We start from the raw sequence: 23,118 nt of genomic DNA, 5'->3' as shown, positions 1-23,118 counted from the left end.
CCCGCCGGGCGCCGGGGCGGGTGAATGACGCAGCCCGAAGCTTTCCACGACTCCAGCCTTTTCTTTTGATCATACTACCACAAACAACCACTTAATACCATGCCTGACGACTACACGCCATCCACCCCCAGCGCCGCCGAGGCGGGGGCTGTTTTTGAAAATCTTTCGGAGGCTGATGCGAGCGCGGTGCTCGACAGCCTGGCTTCTGCCGGAGGCGACGCCGAGGGCGCGGGAGCTGCTTCGCAAGCGGAGGTGATCCCGGGGCTGTCCTCGCTGGACGAGGCGCTGGCGGGTGCGGACCTGGCGCAGATGACGGACGCGCAGATCAGGGACTTTGAGAGCGGTGATCCGGAGCGCGTGGAGGCGGCGCTGGCGGCCGTGCAGCCGCAGGAGGAGCCACGCGGCGGCACGGGTGAAGAGACGTCTGCGTTTGCTCCGGCGCGTGTCTCCATCAAGGCGCTGAAGCCGGAGGACCGCGCACGCACGGTGCAGGCGCTGGATCTGATCCGCGCTGGCAAAGCGCCGGCGGATGCATTTGCGGAGGTGTTTGGCAGCCCGGGGCAGGCGCAGGCCGGGGATGGTTTTGCGCAGGATGACGCGCCTGGATTTGACGATTCGCAGACGCAGATGGAGGTGCCGCAGGTGGCGGAACTGGAAGAGCACCTGGCGCTGCTGCAGCACCAATACAAGCAGGCGAAGGAGACGTATGATCCGGTGGCGACAGATCTGCTGGAGCAGATGACGGATCTCAAAATCGACTTGCGTGAGGCGCGGCGCGAGGCGGCGGTGGTGAACCATCAATGGCAGGGCCAGCAGTCGGAAAGCCACAATCGCATGATGGATCAGTTCTCGGATTTGATCACGGATGAGGACACTGGATTTGTTTCTTACTGTGATGATGAAATTTTGCTTGCAGAGGCAAAAAACGACCCAATCCTTAATCATCCTGACTGGCCTGAGAAGATCGGACGGCGGGTGATCGACAAGTTTTTCAAAGGACATGCGGCGAACAGCCCAGGCCACGCGAAAGGCACGTCTCTGATACCGCCAGCGCCGAGACATTCGATGCGGCTGCCCGGTTCACCAGTCGGCCCCGGTTTCTCCGCCGGCGCTCTGTCTCCCCAGACGGCGATGGCGGAAATCGACAAGCTGACACCTGAGCAGCAGGACGCGTTCATCCACAGTCTGGACAGGCTGACCTCCGTCAAAGTGCGGCACTAGCCGGCCTTTTTTTGGACCTAGGATGGTATGAACTGCCGCAAGATACCACACGTTAATCTTCAATCAAAACACAACAGACAACACCTCTCGTTTAGAGACACACATATATGAGCGCCTATCACGCTGAATCAGTCGTATCCACACTCGCAGCCGCCGTCGCGGCTGATCCGTCCGTCGTCGCCAAGGTCTATTCCCAGCAGCTCCGCAAGGGTGCGCGCTCGGTGGATGACTTTGCGATGTTTGAGGGCGGGGAGGGCTCCGGAAAGCCCTTCATCGTTCGCAAGGACATCGCCTCCGCCCATGCGGGAGACGAGGTCAAATTCACTGTCATGAGCCAGCCGCGCGGCCCCGGTGCGCGTGGCGAGCAGCCGCTGCGCGGGAATGAGTCCAGCGTGGACTTCAAGACCTTCGGCTGCGTGGTGGACTTCTGGCGCGATGCCTTCAAGTTCACCAAAAAGCAGCTGAAGTTCATGGCGGGAGGCGGCGGGGTGAAATCCGCCGTGCTGCTGGCCCTGCGCGAAAAGCTGGGACGCCGCCGCATGAACGACATGAAGATGGCGCTCAAGCTGCAGGGCGTGGGCAACACCATCTACCCGAATGCGCGCAAGACGCTGGCCAGCCTGAATGCGCTGGACACGCTGACGCCTTCGGGCATCACGAATGCGATCCCGCAGTGGCGCCGTCTTGGCGGCCGCAGCATCGTGGTGACGAGCAAGCATGGCAGCCCGGTGTACAAGCCGATGGTGTACATTCCTGATGCGGCGATCGCCAGCATCAAGAACTCCAGCAGCTATGAGCAGGCGGCCCTGCACGGCGGCGCACGCAGCAATGAGGAAAACCCGCTCTTCTCCGGCAAGCTGCTGGACTGGAACGGCGTGGGCCTCTTTGAGCATGCGTCTGTGGATCCTGAGAACGATCAGTGCGCTGATCCGCTGGCACCGCGTGCGATGCTCTCCACCGGATTCGGTGTGGACTCCAGCAGCGTGGCCTGTGTTCTCAAGAGCCATGCGACGGACACCAAAACGCCCTACATGGCGTGGATGGGCGGCTACGCCTATGAGTGGTATGAGGGCCAGTCCACGAGCACCGCGGCCACTGCTCCCGGCGGTGTGACGTGGTCGAGCTTCTACTCGGCCATCACCTCCGCCACTTACTATGGCTGGGTGATCAATCCGGATGGCTCGGTCGGTCTTGTGAGCTGGCTGGGCACGGGCAACAACGGGAACCAGATCACGGTGAACGCGATCCTGAACCCGGACAACACGAACGACAACTCCGGCCTCGGAGTGGCGACGCTGGGGAACTTCATCGCCACCGGGGACACCTGGGGCCTGAACTCCCTGGGCACGGCCTACACCCGTGCTGCGGGTGGTGCGGGCGGCACATCGAACTGCTCTCCGGACTTTGTCTGGACGTCGGAGTTTGATGCGGGCGCCTACATCATTCCCTGCAATGCGAATGGTGCGGTGGACATGTGCAGCCTCATCCTCGGCCAGGACACGGCCGTGCGCGCCTATGTGGGGGATGACCTCCTCGTGGGCGACAAGGACGACTACTCGTTCGTGGATGGCGGCGGCTATGAGACCATCTTTGGCCAGGCACCTTGCATCCGCACGGATGGCAAGACCAGCGGCTACTCGGTGCTGCGCCACGCCGGCCAGCATCCGGGCCTCGAGGTGCCGACTCTGAGCGCGTAACGCGACACAGCGGCCCGCACGGTGTCTTGAAAAAGCGCCGTGCGGGCTCGCAACTCATCTTTCTCCCGCTCTTCCTCCCTTGGTGGCAATGACCAGGCCGAGGGAGGAAGAGTGGGAGAAGATGCCAGAAACTACCACTCTGCTAACCGATTTAACTTTTTAGAATTTTACCTCCTGCCTCCCTTGCGGGTGCGGCCAGTGGCCAGAGCCCCAGGGAGGAAACAGGAGACGAGACAGAATTCCAAGAGGGGCAGGAATGCCCCCGATACCTCAGACCCATTTTACTTTTCACCTTTTATGAAGCCCAACACCACTGCCTGTCCCTCTCTCACCACTGTTATGACCCTGCCGGCGCGCGTTGATTCCGCGCTGCTTGCGAAGCATCGTCGCGCGGATGATCCGCTTGTCGTCGTGAAGCTGGTGGGCGTGGGGAACAATGCGCCGTATGATTTTCACGACAAGGGGACGCGCTCCTACATCTTCCGCTTTGAGTCGGCGCTGGAGGGGCACATCCTGCGTGTGCCGCTGCACCTGTGGCAGGCAGGGAAGGGACGCCTGGCGCATGATCTCATGGAACAGCGCCGTCTGCCGCACGCGATGGTGGTGACGCTGGATGCACCGACTGCGGCGAAGCCCACGCCGCTGACGAATCTCACCGAAATGGGCGCAACGGACACGAGCACTGACACCCGAATCGTGGTTGGGCCGGGTGCTGAGCCGACCGTTGCGCCCGCCTCGGCGGAGGAAAAAGCGCTGAAGGCCGAGGCGGATGTGAAAGCGCAGGCTGCTGTGGCAGATGCCTCCACCGTTTCTGTGGCTGCCACGAGCGTGCAGGCCGTGGTGCCGCCGCTCATTGCCGGCAGGCCGCTGCATGAGGCGGCGTATGATCTGGTGGAGCCGCCGAAGAGGCTGAAGGCCCTGGCTGCACTGCTGGGCGTGGCGGAGGATGCGCTGCGCGCGGGCATCGGGCATGCGGATTCACGGATCGAGCTGGCGAATGCGGGCTGGGTGAGGCGGAAGGCGTGAGTGATGCGCCGCAGTTGATGACACTGACATTTTTACTTTGACCACAAATACCAAGAAATAGCACCAACAACCACATGACTATGAAACCACCTGGAATCCACCCATTGACAAATCACCTGCTGCTGGACGTGACGCCGCAGGAGCAGACCACCGCAGCCGGCATCGTGCTGCCCACGGCGGTGCAGGGCGCGAGCACACGCATGGAGGCCGTCGTGGTCGCACGCGGGCCGGAGTGCAAACTGGCCGCGCTGGACTGCGGCACGCAGGTTTACGTGGGCCGCTACGCCAGCGGCGAGCTCATGCGCGAGGGCCGCAACTACCGGCTCGCGCTTGAGACGGAGATCATCGCCACGCTGGACAACGTGAGCATCAGCCTTCCTGAACCCCGCACGACACCCCTCACCACCCTTTGATTATGACTGTACGTGAAACCATCGCCACGATGCTGAGCTACCTGCGGGTGGAGCAGCGCGCCATCCCTTACGCGGGAGGCTCCGACTATGAAGATCCACTGCCAGATGCGCTGGCCGCGTGCAATGCGGCGCTGCAGCAGATGGCGGCGCTGGGCCCGCTCTTTGCGGCAAAGCAGCAGCGCAGCGCCTACTTCCGTGCGCCCACTCCGGTGGCAGTCAGCGGCCTGACGCATGGCGGCATGACGGCCACGGGGAGCTTTCCCTCATGGGCCGCAGGCTGCTGGGTGGATCTGCCGGGTGACCCCGCCATGAACCGCATCCTTTCCATCACCGGCAGCACCGCGACGCTGCAGTTTCCGCATTTGTCCGGCACGACCAGCGGCACCGCGACGGTCAACGTGGACACCGTGGAGCTGGATGGAGACATCATCACGGTGCTGGAGCCGGTGCGTTTTCGCGGCAGCAAGCGCACGCTCGTCGCTGCGGGCAGCCGTGAGGAGCTGTCGCAAAGCTGCGGCGGCGATGTGCGCTACTTCATCGAGTCCGCCATTTCCAACAACGCGGTGAAGCTGCGCATGATGATCTCCGGCTATGTGAGCACGGACACGGTGCTGGAGTTTCAGGCGCGCACCGCGCTGGGCGAGCTGACACGCGCGGATGTGTACAACAACGATGAAGGCCACACTGATCCCGGCGTGGCGCTGCCCGTGCCGGCGAACTTTGTGGAGTCCATCTTCCTCCCTCTGGCGCTTGATGCCTTCTTTGCGAAACCGACGATCACCAACTACGACATCCCCAGCCTGCGCAACCAGGACGCGCCATCGCTCATCCACCAGCAGGCACAGACCGCGCTGGTGCTGCTGGAGCGCATGCGCCCGCAGGGACGGAAGCCGACGGGGCTGTGGCCAGCGTGGTCAGCGGGGAGGTATTAGGGTTCGAGTTCTCGGTTCTCGCGGTCAGGGCATCAAACTCGTTGCGAGTTCAGCGCTGGTGTTTACGCTTTGCCATGATCGCCCTGGATGCCCTTGACCAGTTGACTGTGCCGCAGTGGCATCAGGAAATGCTGAATGAACGTGAGGCATTAGTCGCCGAAGGCACCGCCAAGTACGTAGACTGGGACATCGCAAAGCGGGAGATCTTGGAAGAGGTGACCGCCTCATGACTGTTGTGAACCTCATTGCAAAGGGGCTCATCTGCGTAGGGATATTGTTCTCGTTGCTCCACTCATGGAATCAACGCGGTCCTATTGTTGGCTCGGGTTGTTCACTGACTACACGCTCTTTGCGATGATGGCCGCTGCTCCGCGCCTGATTGCCGAGGTATGGCATACGAGTTCATTCACGCGGCAGGCTCTGCTCGCTGCCGTTGACGGCCCCCCGGCACTTCATGCTTTCGCTTCATCGTGGTGGCTATTTTTTACTGCGCGGCACTTTCGACGCGGGGGTGCCATGCGGTGTGAAGGGAGGATTCATCAGTAGCTTTAACGTAGCTGGCCGGTGGGAGAAGATTTCAGATGGCCGTCTGCGTCTTGGGTCATATTACGGGGAACGGGCGCTGACGCTTGTTCCGGAGGGGACGGGCTACGCGGCCAGTGAAGCCAACTACCCGACAGACAGACGCTTTCTCTATGACCGCCTCGATGGTCTCCGATTTCATCGGGATGGCTGAGGTGCCGCTTCAAATACAAGCGGTGGGTCAAGGAGGCACAGTGGGATGAACCACCGCAGACCAGTTGCGGCGCAACTGGGCTACTTTTCCAGAGGCAGCGCATAATACGCGCACTCGGCGAAGAAGAGCTCGGCCATGTGGAGTTTGGCGTAGTCGTAATGGCGGATGGCGGCTTCGATGGTGGCGCGGTTTGAGCCGTCGCGGAGGAGGGAGATGATGGCGGCGGCGGCGAGAGGGTTTTTCATGTAGCGGGCCTCGTAGTCTTTGCGTTCGCCGCGCTGGGTTTTGTCGGAGATTTTGGCGAGCTTGGCGGCGTCTTCCTGGGTGGGCTGGGGGAACCAGGTGGAGTAAACGGCGCGCCAGTTGGCGTTGCCGAAAATTTTCTTATCGTTGTTGTCGAAGGTGGTGTGGCCTTTGAGGGCGGGGAGGGCATTGGTGGCGTTGACGGTGAGGCCGGTGCGGTAGAGGGCGCTGAGTGCTGCATCCTTTTCCATGGCGATGAGCTGGGAGAGGGAGGCCTGGCTGCCGACGTAGATCCAGAGCTGGGATTCATCGATGTGGGCGATGGCTTCGCGGTCGTAGGGATAGCCTTCGGCGCAGATTTCGGCGCGTGTTTTGGTGCCGGGTGCGGGGCGCTCGGCGCGGGCTTTGTGGTAGCGCTCCAGCCAGATGGAGTCGCCGGTGATTTCGTGGGTGGCGCGGAGGAGGTAGAGGTAGCGGACGGCATCGCGGAAGAGGTGGCCGGTGAAGCCGCCGCGGAAAGTACCTTTGAAATCTCCTTCGCAGGGGATGCGCCACTTTGTGGCCTCGAGTGCGGTGGCGACTTCTTTGACCTTGGTCACGATTTGCTGGCGCTCTTCGGCGGTGGGGAGGCCGCTTTTCAAATAGGCGTGCAGGCCGAGGAACCAGGGATGCGTCTGATCGTCTGAGCTGAGCGGGTAGTGGCACACGCCATCCGTGCCGATGCCGCGTGCGATGAAGCCGGGCACATCGGAGACGGAGGCGCATTTCATGAGGCCCTGGGCGAGGCGGCGTGCCTGCTCCGCATCGGCGGCAGCACCGCTGCGGCGGGCGCGCTCGCAGGCGGCGGGGAGGTAGAGGCCGTTGAACATGGGGCCGTTTTCGATGGGGCTCCACCAGCCGATGGCATTGGGCCTGCCGAGCTTGCAGTCTTCGGGAGTGGGCAGATCGCCCACGAAGTCGCGGATGATGCCATGGGGATCGACGAAGCGGCGCCAGAGTTCGGTGTGGGCCTGGTCGATGGCCTGTGGCAGAGTGGCATCGGCAGCGGGCAGGAGTGCGTGGGATGCGAGCAGCAGCAGGGCGGTGAGGGTGAGGAAGGGGAGATTCATGGCAAAAGAAGCGCTGAATCACTAAGTCGCCCGTTCCAGCGCCGTCAAAAGCTTCCACCGCGAATGCTGCGAATGGCAGCGGCGTGAGAAGCGCGACTTTTTCATGCTCATCCATGAGCCAATCGCTTCTTGTCATGCCACATCAGCTTCGGTAGAATGATGAATTATCCATTCTTTTAAGCACATCTTCCCATGAGGCTTCGACTTCTGCTGATCCTTCCCGCCCTGCTGCTGCTCACGAACACACAGGCTGCGGCCACGGAGCAGGAGGATGACTTCATCCTCTACCGTGGCGAGCGCTGCGTGCTGGAGACTCACTGGCTTTTTCCCGCACCCTTCCAGGCTTACTTCGCAGACGGCAAGCATGGGAAGTACCCGCTGGAAATGACGAGCACGGCGAACTATCGCGGTCATGTGGCCACGTATGAGATCACGGACGGGCGGCTGTATCTGGCGAAGTTCCAACCGAGTGGCTTGATCGACCTTCTGGAGCAGGAGGAATCCAAACCCAAGGAAGCCGAGGCTGTGGTGAAGAAGGAGCAGGCACGGCTGGATGAGGTGCTGCGACAGGTTTTCCCCGGGCGTGCGGCGGCGGATGGCCGGATCTTTGCAGACTGGTACACCGGTCAGTTGCGCATCTTCTGCACGCTGAAGAAAAAGAAGTATCAGCACCCGGATGAAAAAACACCGCGCGAGGAGGTGCGGCCCACGGAAGTGGCGCTGCTCAAGATCAAGGAGGGCGCCGTGGTGAAGGAGACGCGCTTTCCCATCGCCGAATACTGGGCCAAATTTGAGATCATGAAGCGGCGGCGGGAGATTCCTGCGGAGGAGGCCGCAGCCATCACGGACCATCTGGATTTCCTGGACAGCTACAGCCGTGACTGGGGCAAGATCCCCGGCGTGGACGATGCCAGGGGACCGCTGCGCACGGAGGCGGATTTCTCCGTGTTTCTCACGCGGCAGGTCGATGCACGAGTGCGCATCCCGTTGACGAAGTTTGTGCTGGTGAAGGACACCGCCCTTGCGCCGGATGACCGGGGCTGGACGCTTGATTCAAACCTGCGCATCAAGTCTGGAGCCCACCTGCTGATGCTGGAGATGGGGGCCACCAATGTGCCCAGCGGCCCGTGGAGCCCGTATGCGGGGGGCGCGGTACAGGTGCTGGTGCAGGTGGGGGCGCTGAAGACGGGGAGGATCACCTTTACCAAGGCGGACCGCGAGAATGTGCGCATGATCAACAACTACGACCACCACGATGACTCCCTGCAAAAGCTGGAGGGAGATCTGCAAATGGACGTGAGCGCCGATGGCAAGGTGCTGCTGACCGGGACCATACGCCTGACCTCCAAAGAGCCCACGACCTACCAGGAGATAGCACTGGATAAAAACGAGGTTCCCGCAATGACGCTGAAGGACTACCTGAAAAAGCAGGAGATCAACGGCAGTCTCTTCAACGAGAAGGCTGAGCAGGTATATCAGGAGGTGCTGGAGAAGTCGAAGGCCGTGCCGCAGGAACAGGCCCCGGAGAAAGCTTCAAAGTAGGCGAGGTGCTGTGCTGACAGGTGAGTGAGCCGTCCGGGCAGGGGGGAGGATCGTGGATTTCCAAGAGAAGAAGCGGAGGCGTCTTGGAGTCTTGGGGATGCGCGGGGCTCAATGCGCAGGCAGTGGATCCGGAATCCTCACTTGAGCTTGCCATGGTATGGCGTTTTCCAGAACTGATTTCCGGAAAGCGCCTGGGGAAACACGCTCCGCTGAATCTTTTGAAAGCTGGAGGAGGCCTCGACTCTGCCGCAGAGGGGCGGAGAGGCAGAGGGAGCAGAGAAGAGATTGAATCTCTGCCACCTTTGCACCTTGGCCCCTCTGCGGCAAACCGAACATCCTCAGCCTCTTCATTTCGGAAATGAGTTTTGCGAATCGCTATATAGCTGTTCCTCCTTGCATCACTCGGATGAATGTAGCTGAATGGAAAGCCTTATGTACCCCACACAGCCGCTGACCTTCGAGACGCTTTGGAAGCGTGGCGTGTGGGTGCCGATACGCGACTGCCCCGGCAGATTCGTCCTTCATGGGCGGCTACCGTCGTTCAGTCTCGCGGAGCTGTTCGGCTTCGAGCCGGAGATCCTGCGGTTCCCAACGTCTGCGGCGCGGGACTGCGTACTGGTCGTTCGCCTTCAGGATGGTGGCGTGATCTCGTATCAACGTTCTGACGGCAGCTTTCTCCACACGCTGGCCACGGCGGAAGGTTTTGGCCGCAAATTGACCCAGCTCGGCATTCACCTATGAACAGCTCTTCGCCCGCATGAAGCATCTCGGCACACTCCTTTGCTGGCTCCGGTGGCTGGCCATCCTGCTTTCCATGGCCGGGTTCTTTGCGTGGCTGATCTCCGCGCATCTCGCGCCCCGTCCCTTCGCCAGCGTCTGGTGGCCGTGCCTCATCGGCGGTGTGATCGCGAGCGTGGTCTTCGTGACCTTTAACCTCATCGAAGGAGGCTGCATTGGTGTCATTTTTCTCCTGCTCGGCTTCATTGCCATCGGTGCCTTCTCGAAGTTCCATCCTGCCGCTGCAGCAGGCTACTACTACGTCATACCAGCCGCCTTGCTGACCGGCTTTGTGGCGACGCGTGGGATTTTTTATTCGAGGTTCTTTTCGTGATGGGCTTGGGCCTTCCAAAGCCGCAGCCGCAGACGAACATGAGATGAACCGCAGAGATTGGACGGGCGCAGAGAGCAGAAGCCTGAATTCAAAATGCAGTCTTCTGCGACCGTTCATCCTCTGCGGTTTACTTGCGCATCAATCCGCCCGGTTATGGGGCTTTGGCGGCTTCGATATCGCGGCGTTTGCGCACTTCGAGGGCGGCATCGAGGTTTTTCGCGCGGGTGAGCTCGGCCTGGTAGGCATCCAGCGCCTGGAGGAATTTTTCGCGCAGGGTTTGCAGGCGCTGTTCGCGCTGGGTGGTGAGCTGGCTCAGGGTGCTGCGGTAGGTGGCGCGGAGAGGCTTGAGCGTCTCGTTCGCGGCTTTGTCATCGTCGGGCAGCGGGGCTTCGTCCTGCAGTCGCTTTTTCTCGGTGCGCAGGGCCAGCGCGGCATCGAGGTTGCCTGCCTGGGTGGCGGCATCCAGCGTACGATCCAGCGCTGCGACATACTTGTCATCGAGGGCTTTGACGGCTTCGATATGGGGGATGAGAGGGGCGTCGCGCTCGATGGCGGCGGCATAGGCGTCCTCCAGCTGGGCGATCCGTGGGTCGCTTGACCTGGGAACGAAGCTGCGCACCTGGATTTTGGAGAACCAGGCCTGATCTGCGGCGACGCCCCAGAGCCCGCCGGCGGAAATGGACTTGTCATCGATTTCAAAGGCCGCTTTGCCATTGATCAGGACTTTCAGATGCTGGCCGACGGCGGAGAGCTCAAGATCGATGTAGTCTCCCAAAACAAAGGGCTTTGGCAGGGGCACGACAGCCAGCCGCTTGATCTTGCCCTTCGAGGTGAAGTTGAGGAAGAGATTGTCGATGGAGGTCTCTCCCATCTTGATGTTGAGTATGATCTCGTAGTACTCGCTGTCCTGGGGCCTGACATCGGCAGTACGCCGGATGCGAAGCTGGGGCCAGCTGGTCTTCTCGCGGAAATGAAAGAGTGCGCGGATGGCACCGTCCGCGTATGGCTGCGGGACCAGGATGCCATGGCCGGCGCGCACATGGAGCAGTCCGTCCACCAGATGGACCTGCCCGGGTGGAAAGCCCTTGAGATCCTCCTCTGTGGCCAGGATCGTTTTCCACTCACTGGCCTGCTGGGCGTGTGCGGAGAGGGTGATGAGGGCGAGCGCCAATGGAAGCAGGTGTTTCATAGTGTGGAGGGGCATCTGGATGAACGCTCTTGCGACAGGTGCCATTTCATGGTGCGGTGTGGCAGCGATGCTCAGCGCATGCAGCATTCCTGGGTGGAAGCCACGGCATTTTTAACAGACCGCCATGGGGTGTCCAGATGAAAACTCACGGCGGGCCGGTTCAAGATGCGTGTCAGGCCATTGCAATGTGGCTGGCCCTGGGCTGCGATAGGACGCATCTTGGGTGTTAAAATGGGCAATGCGAACAATCAGATGAACCGCAGAGAATGGACGAGCGCAGAGATCAGAAGCTTGAATTCAAAAGGAGGCCTCTGCGTCCGTACATCCTCTGCAGTTTACCTCCGCATCAACCTCCCGAAGCCGCAGCCGCTGAGGAACATCAAAGTGCGCCCCGTGGAGTGGCGGCGTGGCGCAAAGCCTCTCTCTGCCGCTCTTCTGCCGCCGTACGCAGGTGCTCCTCTGCATGCGGTCCCGCTGCTTCAACGCGGGGCCTCCGGGTTTGCCGGCGGATTGGAAAAAAGCGAGGAGGGTATGTCATGGCAGAGCATACCATGTGCCTTTGCCCGTGCCGTGCTTGACCACATGGCCCTGCTCCAGCAGGTGGCGGAAGTGCTCCTTGAGCGTGTTCCGGCTGGCTCCTGTCACCTTGATGATGCCGCCCATGGTCACGCGGCCATGCTGCCTGGCGTAGTCGATGATTTGCACGGCGAGTTCTGGCAGTGCCGCGAGCACGATTTTTTCCCGCTCCACCTTGGCGGCCAGGCGGCGTTTCTGCTGCTGCAAGGCGCGCAGAAAGAACAGCAACCACGGCTGCCAGTTGGGCGACTGGGTGCGGATGGTGCCCTGGGTTTGCCGCAAGGCCAGATAGTAGCCCTCCTTGCTGCCCTCGATGACGCTTTCCAGTGAACTGTAAGGGACATAGGCGTAGCCCGCCTGCAGCAGGAGCAGGGTGGTGAGCACGCGGCTCAAGCGGCCATTGCCGTCTTGAAAGGGGTGGATTTCCAGGAACACCACCACAAACACGGCGACCACAAAAAGCGGATGTGTTCGCTTCAGTTCGCGCGCTTCGTTCAGCCACGCGACGAGCTCGGCCATGAGGCGCGGTGTATCGAAGGGAGTGGCCGTTTCGAACACGATGGCAACCTGCCTGCCGTTTTCATCGAAGGCGGCCACGCTGTTGGGCAGCGTCTTGTATTCGCCGCGGTGCCGCTCGTCCTTTTCGCTATGGCGCAGCAGGTCGCGGTGAAGCTGCTTGATGTGGTTTTCGGTGATGGGGATGTCCTGCCAGGCATGGAAGAGGGTTTCCATGACCTCGGCATAGCCGGCGACTTCCTGTTCGTCCCGAGTGTCGAACTTTTTGATTTCCAGGCTGGCCAGCAGCCGCTCAATCTCGCGGTCAGTGAGCTTGTTGCCCTCGATGCGAGTGGAGGAGCCGATGCTCTCAATGGTGGCGACGTGGCGCAAAGCCTTCAAGCGTTCAGGGGCCAGGGTGCCCAGGGCACGCCAGGCACCTTTGAACTCGTCAATTTCAGCAATCAACGCCAGCAAATCCGGCGTGATTTGGATGGAATCTGTTTTCAGCATCATGGTCTCCCAAACCATAATGACACCCATAAACACCCAAAAGTCCAACCGTAATGACACCCGTAAACACCCATATTTTGGGGGAGGGGATGGGGGCAAGCTCGCGCGGAGGGGGATCGTCTTGATCTGACACTTGGCGGTGTTTGAAAACCTCGGCGGTGCTCCAGGTCGCAGAATAGTGGAGATCGCGACAGCGTCCTGGAGTGCTCCAGCCCTCTGGAGCTTTACGCGGGCCATGAGGCACTCGAAAGCGCCGGAGGACCGGCGCACTCCAAAACGCAAAGCGCCAGCGTAGCCAAGGTTTTCAAACACGCCCTAGTCACACTACTTCTTAAACGCCGCACCCTCAGGCTTTCCGGCGGCTTGGAAGTAGGCGAGGAGGTCGAGGATTTCTTCTTTGGTGAGGGTGTTGAGGAGGCCGGGCATCATGGGGGAGAGCTTGGAGGTTTCCTTGGTCTTGATGTCGGCTTTGCTGATCTCCTTGGTGTCGGGGGCGAGCATGCTGGGGCGGAGGATGATTTTGTCATCGGTGTCACCCACGATGCGGCCGGTGAGAAAGGTGCCGTTTTTGAGCGTGATGTCGGTGTTGGCGTATTGCTCGGAGATGACTTTCGAGGGCTCGATGAGGGCTTCGAGAATGACCTGCGGCGAATAGCGGCTGGCGACGGCGGTGAGATCCGGGCCGACGGAGCCGCCTTCATCGCCGATGCGATGGCACATGAGGCAGAGGGTGCCGTACATGGCGTCCTGGCCTTGGGCGAAGTTGCGGCCTTTGCTGAGTTTGTCGAGATCGCCGATGAGGTCGGACATCTGCCAGTTCTTCACGAAGGTGCGGTCCTTCTTGGGCTTCTTGAGCTTGGGGGCGGGCTCGATCCAGGAATCGAGCACGGGCTGCAGCGCGGCGAGTTCTTCCGGTGGCACGTTGGCCATGGCGGTGCGGCGGATTTTGACGAGGAAGTTGCTGAAGCTTGCGCCATCGCTGAAGTCGCGGCCGGCATCGGTGAACCACTTGAGCGTCTTTTCGGGGTGCTGGGTGGTGTTGCGCTTCTGGGCCCACCAGGCGAAATACTGGCGGCGCATTTCCGGTGTCCAGCCATTCGTGATGGTGCGCAGGGCGACGACGTAGTTGAGCTGCTCTTCCTGCGTGGGTGCGGCGGCGAGGAGCTTGAGCGTGCGGGCGATGGTGTCGGGTGCATCGAGCGCGAGGAGCGTCTGGCACAGCTCGCGATTGAGCGCGACGCTCTGCGCGGGGTAAAGCGGGCTGAGCAGCGCGATGATGGGCGCGGCGATTTCAGCGGCGGGTTTGCCCATGCGGCTGATGGCGACTTCGATGACGCGGATGAACTCAAGCTGCTGGGCCTCGCTCTTGAGCTGCGTGAGGGGAAGCTTGGCGATGGCTTTGAAGAGATCGCCCTGGGCCTCGGTGCCGCCGAGGCGTGCGACGGAGAGGAGGATGGTGAGTGCTGCGGTGGGGTTTGTTTCGGCCAGGGCGCGTGCTTTCCACTGAGCGATGGGCTGGCTTTCGATGGCGATGCGTGCGGCGTAGCGGATGAAGCGGTCTTCGCTGGCGAGGTGAGGCCATGCGGTGTCCACGGCGGCGGCGTCTTCGTGGCCGTGGAAGGCTTCGAGCTTGTGGCGCAGCGTGCGGGCTTCATCGCCTGCGACTTCGTGGAGGTCTGCGGGTGCGGTGGATTCGGTGCCTTCGTAGGTCACGCGAAAGAGCGCGCCCTGGGTGTGGCGGCCGCCGATGGTGAAGTACATCGCGCCATCGTCGCCGATGGTGAGGCCGGTCAAATTGAGCGGGGTCTTGCCGGATTTTTCGTTGAGTGATTTTGGTGCGACGAAGTTTTCCCAGGTGCCGCCGTAGCTGGCGCCCTGCGGCGTGAGATGCACGGCGATGAGGCGGCCATAGGTCCAGTCCTGGATGAAGAAGGCGCGCTGGTACTTGGCGGGGAATTTGGCACCCGTGCCGAAGCCCACGCCCGTGGGGCAGCCGATGCCGATGGTCACGGTGGCTGGCAGGCTGTCGTGGTAATACTCGGGCCACTTGCTGGCGCCTTCGCGGAAGCCGTGGTCTGCGCCGCTGGTCACATGATAGACGCGCACGGGACGATACCAGGGTGTGCCCCAGTCCCACTCCATGTCGCTGTCAAAGCCGAAGAGCTCGCCATCGTGATTGAAGGCGACGCCGTAGGTGTTGCGCTCGCCGCTGGCGATGAGTTCGCAGTTCTTGCCATCGGGGTCCATGCGGACGACGAAGCCGCCCGGTGGCTTGCGGCCTGCGCCGAAGCCGTTGCCATCTTCCGCGCGCGGCAGCACGAGATCGTCCGCGTAGTTTTTGTGCGGGGAGGTGGGCAGCACATCGGCAGGCACATCGACGAAATTTCCGCAGAGCACGTTGAGGTGCTTTTTGTCGGGATTGAGCAGGATGGTGTGCGCGCCGTGGTCGCCACCGCCGCCGCGCCATTCGCGGAGGAACTCGACCTTGTCGAAGGCCTCCTCGGCGGTGGTGGAGGTGCAGCGCCAGAGGCCATAGACACTCTTGCCATCGGGGCCATTGCCACGGCCATTGATGTAGAGGCTGTCAAAGGCGAAGAGCATGCCCATGACCTCGCTGAGCGGGATTTTGAGGATCTCGGCCTTGGTGACTTTGCCGTCCTTGAGCGTGAGGCGCGAGATGGGTTCTTTCGGTTCCGCGCCGAGGAGCAGGCGGCCCTTGGGATCTTTCGCGATGGAGATCCACGAGCCTTCCGTGGCCGCGTCCGCCTTGCGCACGAGCTCGACCTTGAAACCCGGCAGCGTTGCCAGCAGCTCGCCGGGATTTTCCGTGACGGCGGCGACGGTCTTCGGCTTCGAGCCATCCGCAGGTCCATAGACGGCCTTGGTGATGACGAGGTGTTTCCCCGCAGGCGCGGCGATTTCCAGCTTCCTGTTCTCGCCCACATCGCGCGAAAGCTTTTCGTCGCCGAGGGTGTACTCGATGTGCAGTTTCTTCGGCACACCTGCGGCGGTGTCGCCAAAGAGATCGTTGCCCGAGGTGATCGAGAGCTTGTCATCCTTCACCGCACCCGCGACGACGGCGGTGACGTCCGTGGGGTCCTTGGCACCATGGGCCAGCTCAGCCTGAGCCAGGCACGCGAGAGCGAGCGCGAGCAGGGCGGACTTCAATCGAAAACGAGGCAGAGGCTGACTGCGGGAGGCTGGGTAGTTCATGGTTGGATCAGGACGAAGGCGAAGACGGAATCGAGGTGAAAGCGGTGGCGCACCTGCCGCAGGAGGCGGGTGGGTTCAAATGATTTACGTGGGGTGGGGGAGGGAGTTTGCAGGGGGGATGGTTTTGGGGAGGACGGGCTTCGTTGGCACGATGAGACTCTCCACACCTTCAGGCGTCACGCGGCGGGTTGGGGACAACCCGCCCTACCTTGTGCGCCGCGACCTAGTTGGTCGTTCGAGCGCCCGGCGCGAGGTAGGGCTGCTTGTCCCAAGCAGCCGTCGTTCGCAAGCCGGTGGACTTTCGTAGTTCGCGATGAAACGTTCGGCCTCATGAGACTCACGAAAGCGGCAGCTTCGCAGCCGCACTCCAAATTCGCTCCGCGCCACACACTCGCTGGGCTCTGCGGTTTGCAATCACGGGAAGGCTGCGTAATGAGGCAAAGGATTGCTGCCAAATCCTTTCCCAGCGATAAGCGAAACAAGATGCTCAGCGATGAATGAAATGCAGGATTGGTCTCAACTGCGAGGGATAGACACCGATGGTGTCACAATTTGGAATGATCTAAATCGTTTAGCTGAAGGGCAATTGAATGACGATGAAGTCACAGAACTGCTCTGCGATCTTGTTCGAGACAGTTCACCTTCGACCGCAGGATATGCTGCCGTTCCATTTCTAATTGGAAACTGTGAGAATGAATTGATCACGCTGAAGACGCGCTCGGAGATGATCCATGCCGCGTGCTTAATCCTTGGATTGTCTTCCTGTCCGAATGCACCACAGGTGCCGCAAAACCTGGTCGAAAACTTTTCGGAGAGCATCAAAAAGCAGGCGTTGCAGAAATTGTTTCTTCTAGCCTCACTGGAGGATGTTGGCGAAAGCGATATCGTGTGCATCACATCGGCCGCCTTGCTGATGAAAGGGTATCGGGATGCCTACGATTATTTGACGCAATTGTTGTGAATCTGCATCCACGCGCCAACCCCTGATGCGCGACTTGCAGGTGTATTCCATGCTGCAGCCAGTGGCGGCCTCAGTCAAAATGCCTGGCAACTTTGCACAGGTCGCTGTCACGGTTGAATGGGGCCGGTCCACCAGCGCCAGTATCCGACCAGCGGCTTTTCGAATGCGGGATGTTCGGCAAGCAGGCCGAGGGGGGCATAGACCGATTGTATGCAGTCACCGGTGAATTCGGGAAGCCAGTGATTTTCATACAAAGCCAAGATGGGACCTGAGCTGAGGACATAGATGACCGGCGCAGCCAGCAGCCAAAGTGGCAGCTTCATCCAGCCCAGTTTTGTCGTTGTTTGCCCAGTCATTCGTCATCCTACGGTTGTGATCTCGGAAGCAAAGAGAAGTGAGGTCACAAAAAAGTGGCCTGGCATGAATGGCACTTGGATAAAGGCAGTCATTGAGAATCCGCCAAAATTCACCCATTACGTCCTTGTGGGCGATCCTGAAAGGATCAGAGAGATTAGATATGGTCAGCGCCAGTATCCGACCAGCGGCTTTTCGCGTGCCGGATGTTCGGCAAGCAGACCGAGAGGTGCGGGAGGGCGACTCGCTGCGTTGATTCACCTCCTCGACAAATTCCGCAGAGTACGACAGACTTGAGCCAGGACAGCTACCGTCGTACACATCAAAAAGGAAATCGACAGCCTCGCTCCTGACGAAGCGAGAGAGCTTTTTCAGGAGCGAGGCTTGTTGAGGACGATCAGCCAGATGAAGAAGCATCTGTCGAGTCCGAGTGGGCCGCTGAGATTGATGCTCGTGTACAGGACATCGAAAATGGCACCGTCCAGTTGCTCACGGCTGAGGAGTCTGAACGTCGCACGGATGCCGTGTTTGCCAAATTGGGTGTTCAGCGTCCTGTTTACAGACCATGACCGAATGGAACATTCATCCGTCTGCCCAGCAGGAACATGATGAATTGCTCTGGTACTTTGGTGGTATTGATGAGGAGCTGGTGACGAAGCCAGTCTTCGTCCGGTGTTATTCAGGGAACTCGATTTGATCGAGATCACGCGCGGCGTGAATCACTCGAATGACCTCGATGCCATTGTCGATGGGGCGGAAAAAGAAGCAGTATTTGCCGAAGGGATAGCTGCGGCAATTCACCGAGATTTCTGGCCGTGGGCGGCCAAGGGTGTTCCATTGGGCAAGGTGTTCGAGTTTGGATCGAAACCGCTCGATGAGCCGGTCAGCCTGGAGCTGGCTGTCGTCAGAAACGTAGTCCCAAATCTCGCGTAGATCGGCCTTGGCAATATCTGAATAGATGACTCTAGCCATCGCCTATGAGACGCGGTGACGATCTGCATAGGCGCGGTGACGATCTGAGAAAAACGCATCCCAATCCATTTCGCTTCCTTCGCCACGGTCGAGTTGATCGACTCCGACTTGAATATCACGGCGGAGACTTTCGAGCTTTGCTTGTTCGGCGTCGCTGAGTCCTTCTTCGACCTGATCTTTGTACATGGACACGACGCTGATGAAAAACTCGTCCGCAGTGTGAAAATCACCGGCCTGAACCGATTTGTTCACGAACTGGTTCAGCTCATCGGGAAGTTGAATGGCGACTCGGGTCATGGTGGTTTGATTGTATCAAGGCTGGCCCGGTTTGTCGAGAAAGTGATTCAACGCTGAGAGTCGTCGGCACCCACCTCACTTCCCGCCGTTCAATATCCCCAGCACCTGCGGGATGATTTTGGCGGCGAAGAGGGCATGCCCGCGGTCGTTGGGGTGGAGGCCGCCGAGGAGGCCGTTTTTTACGGCGAGGGAGCGGGCGACGGTGGGGCCGAGGTCGATGAGGGTGAGTTTTTTGTCGGAGGGATGGGTTTGCTGATGGGTGGCGACGGCGTGTTTGAGCTCTTTGGCGTAGTACTGGCCGAAGGGGATGAGGAGGATGATGTGGGCGTCGGGGGCGCTGCGGCGGAGGGCGGCGAGGCTTTGGATGATGCTGGCCTGGGTGTCGCTGGGATTGGACTTGTGGAGGGCGTCGTTGGTGCCGTAATTGATGAGGATGAGGGCGGGCTCGTGGCCGGGCTGGCCATCGGCGCTGAGGTGGCCCTGGGGATCGAGCAGGGAGTGGTTGTTGCCGTCGATTTTGTTCCAGCGGCTGGCGGCGTCGTCGTACTGGCCGCCTTTGCCGTTGGTGGAACCCGTGATGACGTAGTAGCCGGGGACATCGCCGGGTGGGTTGTCGCCGGGATTGATCCAGCCGCTCCAGCCGCAGGCGTTGATGCAGTATTCGTAGCCCTGGGTTTGCAGCGCCTGGCCGATGAGCTGGGAGTAGGGTGCAAGCTCGGTGGCGCCGATGCCTTCGGTGATGCTGTCGCCAATGATCATGGCCCATTTGGCGGCGGGTGCGGCGGGCACGGGGCGGCTCTCGGGATCGAGCTGCAGGCCGGTGACGCGCAGGACATTGAGGCCGCTTTTTCCGGCACTGCCCCAGCGTTCTTTTTGCTGCGAGGACTGGAGTACGACACACAATTCATGCGGCCCTGCGCGCTGGAGGTCTTCGATGACGATTTCATTGGCGCAGGGGATCTTGGATTTCCACACGCCATCGATGCAGTAGGCGATCTGCGGTCCTTTGAAGAGGAGCGGAAAGGTGGAGGTATCGAGCAGGAGCTTGGCGGTGGGGTTGGGATTGGTGGTCTCCCATGTGACGCGGAAGTAGGCTCCGGCATTCCACGTCTGGCGGAAGAGCTTGCCGCCGCGGCCGGAGTCGCCGGTCCAGTTGCCGGGAGAGAAGACGATGGCGGGTGAATCGACGGAGAGGGTGGCAGGATCTGCCGCTTGCAGTGCGGCCAGCGGTGAGAGGAGCAGGGCGGCGGCGACTGTGATGAGCAGGACGGCGGCGAGTGTGAGGAAGCGCTTCATGGAATTGGGGGGAATTACGCAGCGTGGGGGTGTTTGCATGCGGGTTTTGTGGGGGGGAGGGGGATGGTCACAATGACATGCGTGAGCGTCTTGGAACCGTAGCGAAGCGAAGATAGACAGCCACAGGCTGCCCGAAGGGTGAGCAGAGCGAATCAATGCGGTGGCAGAGATGCACGGCGCAAGCCTGCATCGGCGACACCGCTTTCGCGGGGTGAAGTGTTCGCTTCGGTCTTAGGCTGCCGTCCGGCTTGCGAAAGCGGCGTCGCGCCCAGGCTTGCCGCCGCACTCCAAGACGCTGTCGCGTTCGCTGAGGCCCAAATGCGAGCGGGTGGCATGGGGGCTGGAAAGAGACTTCGGGGCGGTGGCGTATCTTTGCGCGCTCCAGAGGCCATCGGCGGCATTTGGCAACCACTTCATGTCATGCTCAAAATCCTTGCTCCTGCAGATCACGCCAGTCCACTGTGCGATGGGGTGTCGCGGCGGAATTTTCTCAAGATCGGCGGACTTGGATCGATCGGGCTCTCATTGCCGAAGCTGCTCGCGCTGGAATCGCAGGCGGGCATTGGGAGTTCGCACAAGTCGGTGATTCTCATCTACCTGGTGGGCGGGCCGCCGCATCAGGACATGTTTGACCTCAAGCCGAATGCGCCGCGGGAGATCGCGGGGCCGCACAAGCCCATCGGGACGAATGTGCCGGGTATTGAGATCTGCGAGCTCTTCCCGCGCATGGCGAAGATGATGGACAAGTTTACCGTCATCCGCTCGCTGGTGGGTGCGCAGGCGGGGCATGATGCGGCGCAGTGCTACACGGGGCATGTGCCCACGGGTGTGGCTCCGCCGGGAGGATGGCCGCAGTTTGGCAGCGTGGTGGGCAAGCTGCAGGGGGCTTTGGATCCTGCGGTGCCGCCGTTTGTCAGCATGTGCTACGACTGCACGCACGGCCCGTACAACGAGCCGGGGCCCGGCATGCTGGGCTCTGCGCACAGTGCGTTTCGGCACACGGGGCCGAGCCGGGGAGATCTGACGCTGCAGGGCATCACGTATGACCGGCTGGCGGATCGCGCGCGGCTGCTTTCCAGCATCGACCGCTTTCGCCGTGATGTGGACTCCAGCGGCCGCATGGAGGGCATGGATGCCTTCACGCAGCAGGCCATGGGCGTGCTGACCTCCTCCAAGCTGGCCGATGCGCTGGATCTTTCCAAGGAGGACCCTCGCATTGTGGCACGTTATGGTATGGGCGACACGGTCAAGCGGATCGATGAAAACGGCGCGCCGCGTGTGCCGCAGAGTTTTCTCACGGCACGGCGTCTGGTGGAGGCCGGTGCGCGTGTGGTCACGGTGAACTACAGCAAGTGGGACTGGCATGGCGGTGCGGGCAATGACATTTTCTCCCGCGAGCGCGAGGATTTTCCCATCTTTGACCAGGGCATCACCGCGCTCATTGAGGACCTGCACCAGCGCGGCATGGACAAGGACTGCACCGTGCTGGTGTGGGGGGAGTTTGGCCGCACGCCGATCATCAGCAAGCAGGTGGGGCGTGATCACTGGCCGCGCGTGGCCATGGCGCTGCTGGCGGGTGGTGGCATGCCGAACGGCCAGGTCATCGGCTCCACGGACCGCCTGGGTGGCGAGGCGGACAGCCGCCCGGTGACCTTCCCCGAAGTCTTTGCGACGCTGTATCGGAACCTGGGGATCGACGTGAACACCGCAACGGTGACTGACAACAAAGGGCGCCCGCATTACCTCGTGGAGAACGGCGCGCAGCCGATCCGGGAGCTGATTTGAGGTGGGGGCGGATGCTTTGACTCAGGCATGGCAATCATGCGCTGCTCGTGCGAATGAAGGCGGTGATGCCAGTGATTCTAGCGGCTTGTAAACTCTCAGGCATCTCTTGAAATTGCCCATGGGGTTTCTTACACTCCGCCCATGAGTGCCATCACTGCCACCCTTGACTTGGAAGACGACATGACTGCCGTCGTGACGAACATGCTTCGTCAGTTTCCTAAAGGCACGCGCGTGAAGCTGGCGATCTCCGAAGTGCCGCCAGCAGCGCCGGTGCCGAGTCTGAACGAGTATCGGCAGATGATCGCCACCGCACGACTGCAGGCCCCGCGCGGCCCGTGGACCACGACTGCGGAGACCATGAAGGCCCTGCGGGAAGGCGAGGAGGATTGAGATGGCGTGGGAGGTCGATACCTCGGTGGTGGTGGACTTGGTCACGGGCGATCCGCTTTTTGAGCCCGCATCTACCGCCTGTCTGCAAGCTCATCTCAACGACGGCCTCGTCGTCAGCCCCGTGACGTTTGTGGAGCTTGGCCCGTCGTTTTCTGGAGACGATGTGGCGGCTGAGGCTTTTCTGAAGTCCTCGCGCATCGGCACGGCGGAGTTCTGGACTCCTGGAGACACGCTGCTCGCGCATCGCCTCTGGCATCAGTTCCAGCTCAGACGCCGCCAGCTCCAAGTGGTGAAGCGCCCGGTGGCCGACGTGTTGATCGCTGCATTTGCTGAGAGGTTTCAAGGCATCATCACACGCAACGCGTCCGACTTTCGCCATATCCTCCCCACGCTGCAAATCGTTGAGCCGGCGGGCTGAGGACGGAGAACGTGCTGATTTGATTGGGACTGAGGCTACTCTTGATCGTGGGGGGCTGCTTCTGCTTCTGCATCTTTGAGCAGCGGCTTCACGCGCCAGCGCCGATAGCCGAGATAGAGGAAGAGGAGCCAGAGAGGGACGGCCACGATGGGGTGGCTGAATGAATCGAGGAGTGAACGAGCCCATGAATCTCTTTTGGGGGTGGGATGAGTGACGAACCACCAGATCAATGCGGCCATGGCGGCTGCTCCACCCAGAACAAGCAGCACCTGCCTGAGTGTCACAGGTTGCTTGCTGGTTTCAGGTGGCATGATCACGAAAAACGCCACCGGAAGGAGGGACAGAAAAGGAATTTTGCCCTCAGTGGCTACATACAACACGAACACCAGGGTGATGAGCACTGCCCACACGATGAACTGCTTCGTGGTGATGGGTTTGTGCGTCACGGCTGGTGGGCTTGGCTTGAGGCTGCTCCAGGTATTAAGAGGAGCAAAGCGGAACGGTTGGACCTTGGAAGAGGAAGGGGCGCTGCTGGACGGCTAACGTCTGTTGTGAAAGTGGCGCTGGAGGATTGAGGAGGAGTACGCTGGGTAACGCGACCAGACCGGCTAAAGCCGGGACTACAATAC

General features: G+C 60.9%; 23 protein-coding genes and 1 pseudogene. 14 read left to right on the top strand and 10 right to left on the bottom strand.

What is annotated here, in order from left to right; all coding sequences use genetic code 11:
• The first annotated feature begins 99 nt into the window (after positions 1-99).
• The 6 genes from AC24GY_RS25630 (at position 100) to AC24GY_RS25605 (ending at position 5,519) form a co-directional block, all read left to right on the top strand.
• Positions 100-1,221 (top strand): hypothetical protein, encoded by a 1,122-nt coding sequence (locus tag AC24GY_RS25630; protein ID WP_487688842.1) that lies wholly within the window; start codon positions 100-102, stop codon positions 1,219-1,221.
• 107 nt (positions 1,222-1,328) lie between these two features.
• Positions 1,329-2,918: a hypothetical protein gene (locus tag AC24GY_RS25625; protein ID WP_487688839.1), complete on the top strand. Its 1,590-nt coding sequence runs from the start codon at positions 1,329-1,331 to the stop codon at positions 2,916-2,918.
• A 297-nt stretch (positions 2,919-3,215) separates the two neighbouring features.
• Positions 3,216-3,944, top strand: a complete 729-nt coding sequence (locus tag AC24GY_RS25620; protein WP_487688836.1) for a hypothetical protein — start codon at positions 3,216-3,218, stop codon at positions 3,942-3,944.
• Positions 3,945-4,024: 80 nt separating this feature from the next.
• Positions 4,025-4,357 carry a co-chaperone GroES family protein gene (locus tag AC24GY_RS25615; protein ID WP_487688834.1) on the top strand — a complete coding sequence of 111 codons (333 nt, stop codon included), beginning with the start codon at positions 4,025-4,027 and terminating at the stop codon, positions 4,355-4,357.
• 2 nt (positions 4,358-4,359) lie between these two features.
• Positions 4,360-5,289: a hypothetical protein gene (locus tag AC24GY_RS25610; protein ID WP_487688831.1), complete on the top strand. Its 930-nt coding sequence runs from the start codon at positions 4,360-4,362 to the stop codon at positions 5,287-5,289.
• A gap of 74 nt (positions 5,290-5,363) precedes the next feature.
• Positions 5,364-5,519 carry an addiction module protein gene (locus AC24GY_RS25605; protein ID WP_487688829.1) on the top strand — a complete coding sequence of 52 codons (156 nt, stop codon included), beginning with the start codon at positions 5,364-5,366 and terminating at the stop codon, positions 5,517-5,519.
• A 586-nt stretch (positions 5,520-6,105) separates the two neighbouring features.
• Here AC24GY_RS25605 and AC24GY_RS25600 read toward each other — a convergent pair.
• Positions 6,106-7,377: a hypothetical protein gene (locus AC24GY_RS25600; protein WP_487688826.1), complete on the bottom strand. Its 1,272-nt coding sequence runs from the start codon at positions 7,375-7,377 to the stop codon at positions 6,106-6,108.
• Positions 7,378-7,569: 192 nt separating this feature from the next.
• Between AC24GY_RS25600 and AC24GY_RS25595 the strand changes: the two genes are divergently transcribed.
• From AC24GY_RS25595 to AC24GY_RS25585, 3 genes are all read left to right on the top strand, one after another.
• Positions 7,570-8,919: a hypothetical protein gene (locus AC24GY_RS25595; protein WP_487688823.1), complete on the top strand. Its 1,350-nt coding sequence runs from the start codon at positions 7,570-7,572 to the stop codon at positions 8,917-8,919.
• 432 nt (positions 8,920-9,351) lie between these two features.
• Positions 9,352-9,660: a hypothetical protein gene (locus tag AC24GY_RS25590; protein ID WP_487688821.1), complete on the top strand. Its 309-nt coding sequence runs from the start codon at positions 9,352-9,354 to the stop codon at positions 9,658-9,660.
• Positions 9,661-9,676: 16 nt separating this feature from the next.
• Positions 9,677-10,030, top strand: coding sequence for a hypothetical protein (locus AC24GY_RS25585; protein WP_487688819.1), 354 nt, complete (start codon positions 9,677-9,679; stop codon positions 10,028-10,030).
• Between the two features lie 151 nt (positions 10,031-10,181).
• Here AC24GY_RS25585 and AC24GY_RS25580 read toward each other — a convergent pair whose 3' ends face one another.
• The 3 genes from AC24GY_RS25580 to AC24GY_RS25570 all read right to left on the bottom strand — a co-directional run bounded on the left by AC24GY_RS25580 (position 10,182) and on the right by AC24GY_RS25570 (position 16,016).
• The gene (locus AC24GY_RS25580; protein ID WP_487688816.1) at positions 10,182-11,219 is read right to left on the bottom strand and encodes a hypothetical protein; all 1,038 of its coding nucleotides are present in this window, start codon (positions 11,217-11,219) and stop codon (positions 10,182-10,184) included.
• A 534-nt stretch (positions 11,220-11,753) separates the two neighbouring features.
• Positions 11,754-12,803: a Fic family protein gene (locus tag AC24GY_RS25575; protein WP_487688953.1), complete on the bottom strand. Its 1,050-nt coding sequence runs from the start codon at positions 12,801-12,803 to the stop codon at positions 11,754-11,756.
• 324 nt (positions 12,804-13,127) lie between these two features.
• Positions 13,128-16,016, bottom strand: coding sequence for a hypothetical protein (locus AC24GY_RS25570; protein WP_487688814.1), 2,889 nt, complete (start codon positions 16,014-16,016; stop codon positions 13,128-13,130).
• 493 nt (positions 16,017-16,509) lie between these two features.
• Between AC24GY_RS25570 and AC24GY_RS25565 the strand changes: the two genes are divergently transcribed.
• On the top strand, positions 16,510-16,977 hold the full coding sequence (locus AC24GY_RS25565) for a hypothetical protein (RefSeq protein ID WP_487688811.1): 468 nt from the start codon (positions 16,510-16,512) through the stop codon (positions 16,975-16,977).
• Positions 16,978-17,084: 107 nt separating this feature from the next.
• On the opposite strand, the gene AC24GY_RS25560 is transcribed toward AC24GY_RS25565, so the two are convergent.
• Positions 17,085-17,300 carry a hypothetical protein gene (locus tag AC24GY_RS25560; protein ID WP_487688809.1) on the bottom strand — a complete coding sequence of 72 codons (216 nt, stop codon included), beginning with the start codon at positions 17,298-17,300 and terminating at the stop codon, positions 17,085-17,087.
• A 426-nt stretch (positions 17,301-17,726) separates the two neighbouring features.
• Between AC24GY_RS25560 and AC24GY_RS25555 the strand changes: the two are divergent.
• Positions 17,727-17,900 (top strand): annotated as a pseudogene (locus AC24GY_RS25555) (addiction module protein); the annotation flags it as partial.
• Between the two features lie 106 nt (positions 17,901-18,006).
• On the opposite strand, the gene AC24GY_RS25550 reads toward AC24GY_RS25555, so the two are convergent.
• The 4 genes from AC24GY_RS25550 to AC24GY_RS25535 all read right to left on the bottom strand — a co-directional run bounded on the left by AC24GY_RS25550 (position 18,007) and on the right by AC24GY_RS25535 (position 20,313).
• Positions 18,007-18,303 (bottom strand): type II toxin-antitoxin system RelE/ParE family toxin, encoded by a 297-nt coding sequence (locus tag AC24GY_RS25550; protein WP_487688806.1) that lies wholly within the window; start codon positions 18,301-18,303, stop codon positions 18,007-18,009.
• 3 nt (positions 18,304-18,306) lie between these two features.
• Positions 18,307-18,600: a ribbon-helix-helix domain-containing protein gene (locus tag AC24GY_RS25545; protein WP_487688804.1), complete on the bottom strand. Its 294-nt coding sequence runs from the start codon at positions 18,598-18,600 to the stop codon at positions 18,307-18,309.
• 75 nt (positions 18,601-18,675) lie between these two features.
• Positions 18,676-19,896, bottom strand: a complete 1,221-nt coding sequence (locus AC24GY_RS25540) for an SGNH/GDSL hydrolase family protein (protein ID WP_487688801.1) — start codon at positions 19,894-19,896, stop codon at positions 18,676-18,678.
• 231 nt (positions 19,897-20,127) lie between these two features.
• A complete protein-coding gene (locus tag AC24GY_RS25535) occupies positions 20,128-20,313 on the bottom strand; it encodes a hypothetical protein (protein WP_487688798.1) in 186 nt (61 codons plus the stop codon).
• A gap of 3 nt (positions 20,314-20,316) precedes the next feature.
• Between AC24GY_RS25535 and AC24GY_RS25530 the strand changes: the two genes are divergently transcribed.
• The 3 genes from AC24GY_RS25530 to AC24GY_RS25520 all read left to right on the top strand — a co-directional run bounded on the left by AC24GY_RS25530 (position 20,317) and on the right by AC24GY_RS25520 (position 22,489).
• On the top strand, positions 20,317-21,681 hold the full coding sequence (locus AC24GY_RS25530; protein WP_487688795.1) for a DUF1501 domain-containing protein: 1,365 nt from the start codon (positions 20,317-20,319) through the stop codon (positions 21,679-21,681).
• 141 nt (positions 21,682-21,822) lie between these two features.
• Positions 21,823-22,071, top strand: coding sequence for a hypothetical protein (locus AC24GY_RS25525; RefSeq protein WP_487688792.1), 249 nt, complete (start codon positions 21,823-21,825; stop codon positions 22,069-22,071).
• A 1-nt stretch (position 22,072) separates the two neighbouring features.
• A complete protein-coding gene (locus AC24GY_RS25520; RefSeq protein WP_487688790.1) occupies positions 22,073-22,489 on the top strand; it encodes a type II toxin-antitoxin system VapC family toxin in 417 nt (138 codons plus the stop codon).
• A 35-nt stretch (positions 22,490-22,524) separates the two neighbouring features.
• Here AC24GY_RS25520 and AC24GY_RS25515 read toward each other — a convergent pair whose 3' ends face one another.
• Entirely contained in the window at positions 22,525-22,935 is a 411-nt protein-coding gene (locus AC24GY_RS25515; protein ID WP_487688787.1) for a hypothetical protein, read from the bottom strand.
• Positions 22,936-23,118: the final 183 nt, after the last annotated feature.

It is taken from the genome of Prosthecobacter sp. Pr1 (genome assembly GCF_057652315.1).
Note: the sequence above shows the minus strand (reverse complement) of the source record. Positions and strands in the feature narration are given on the sequence as shown.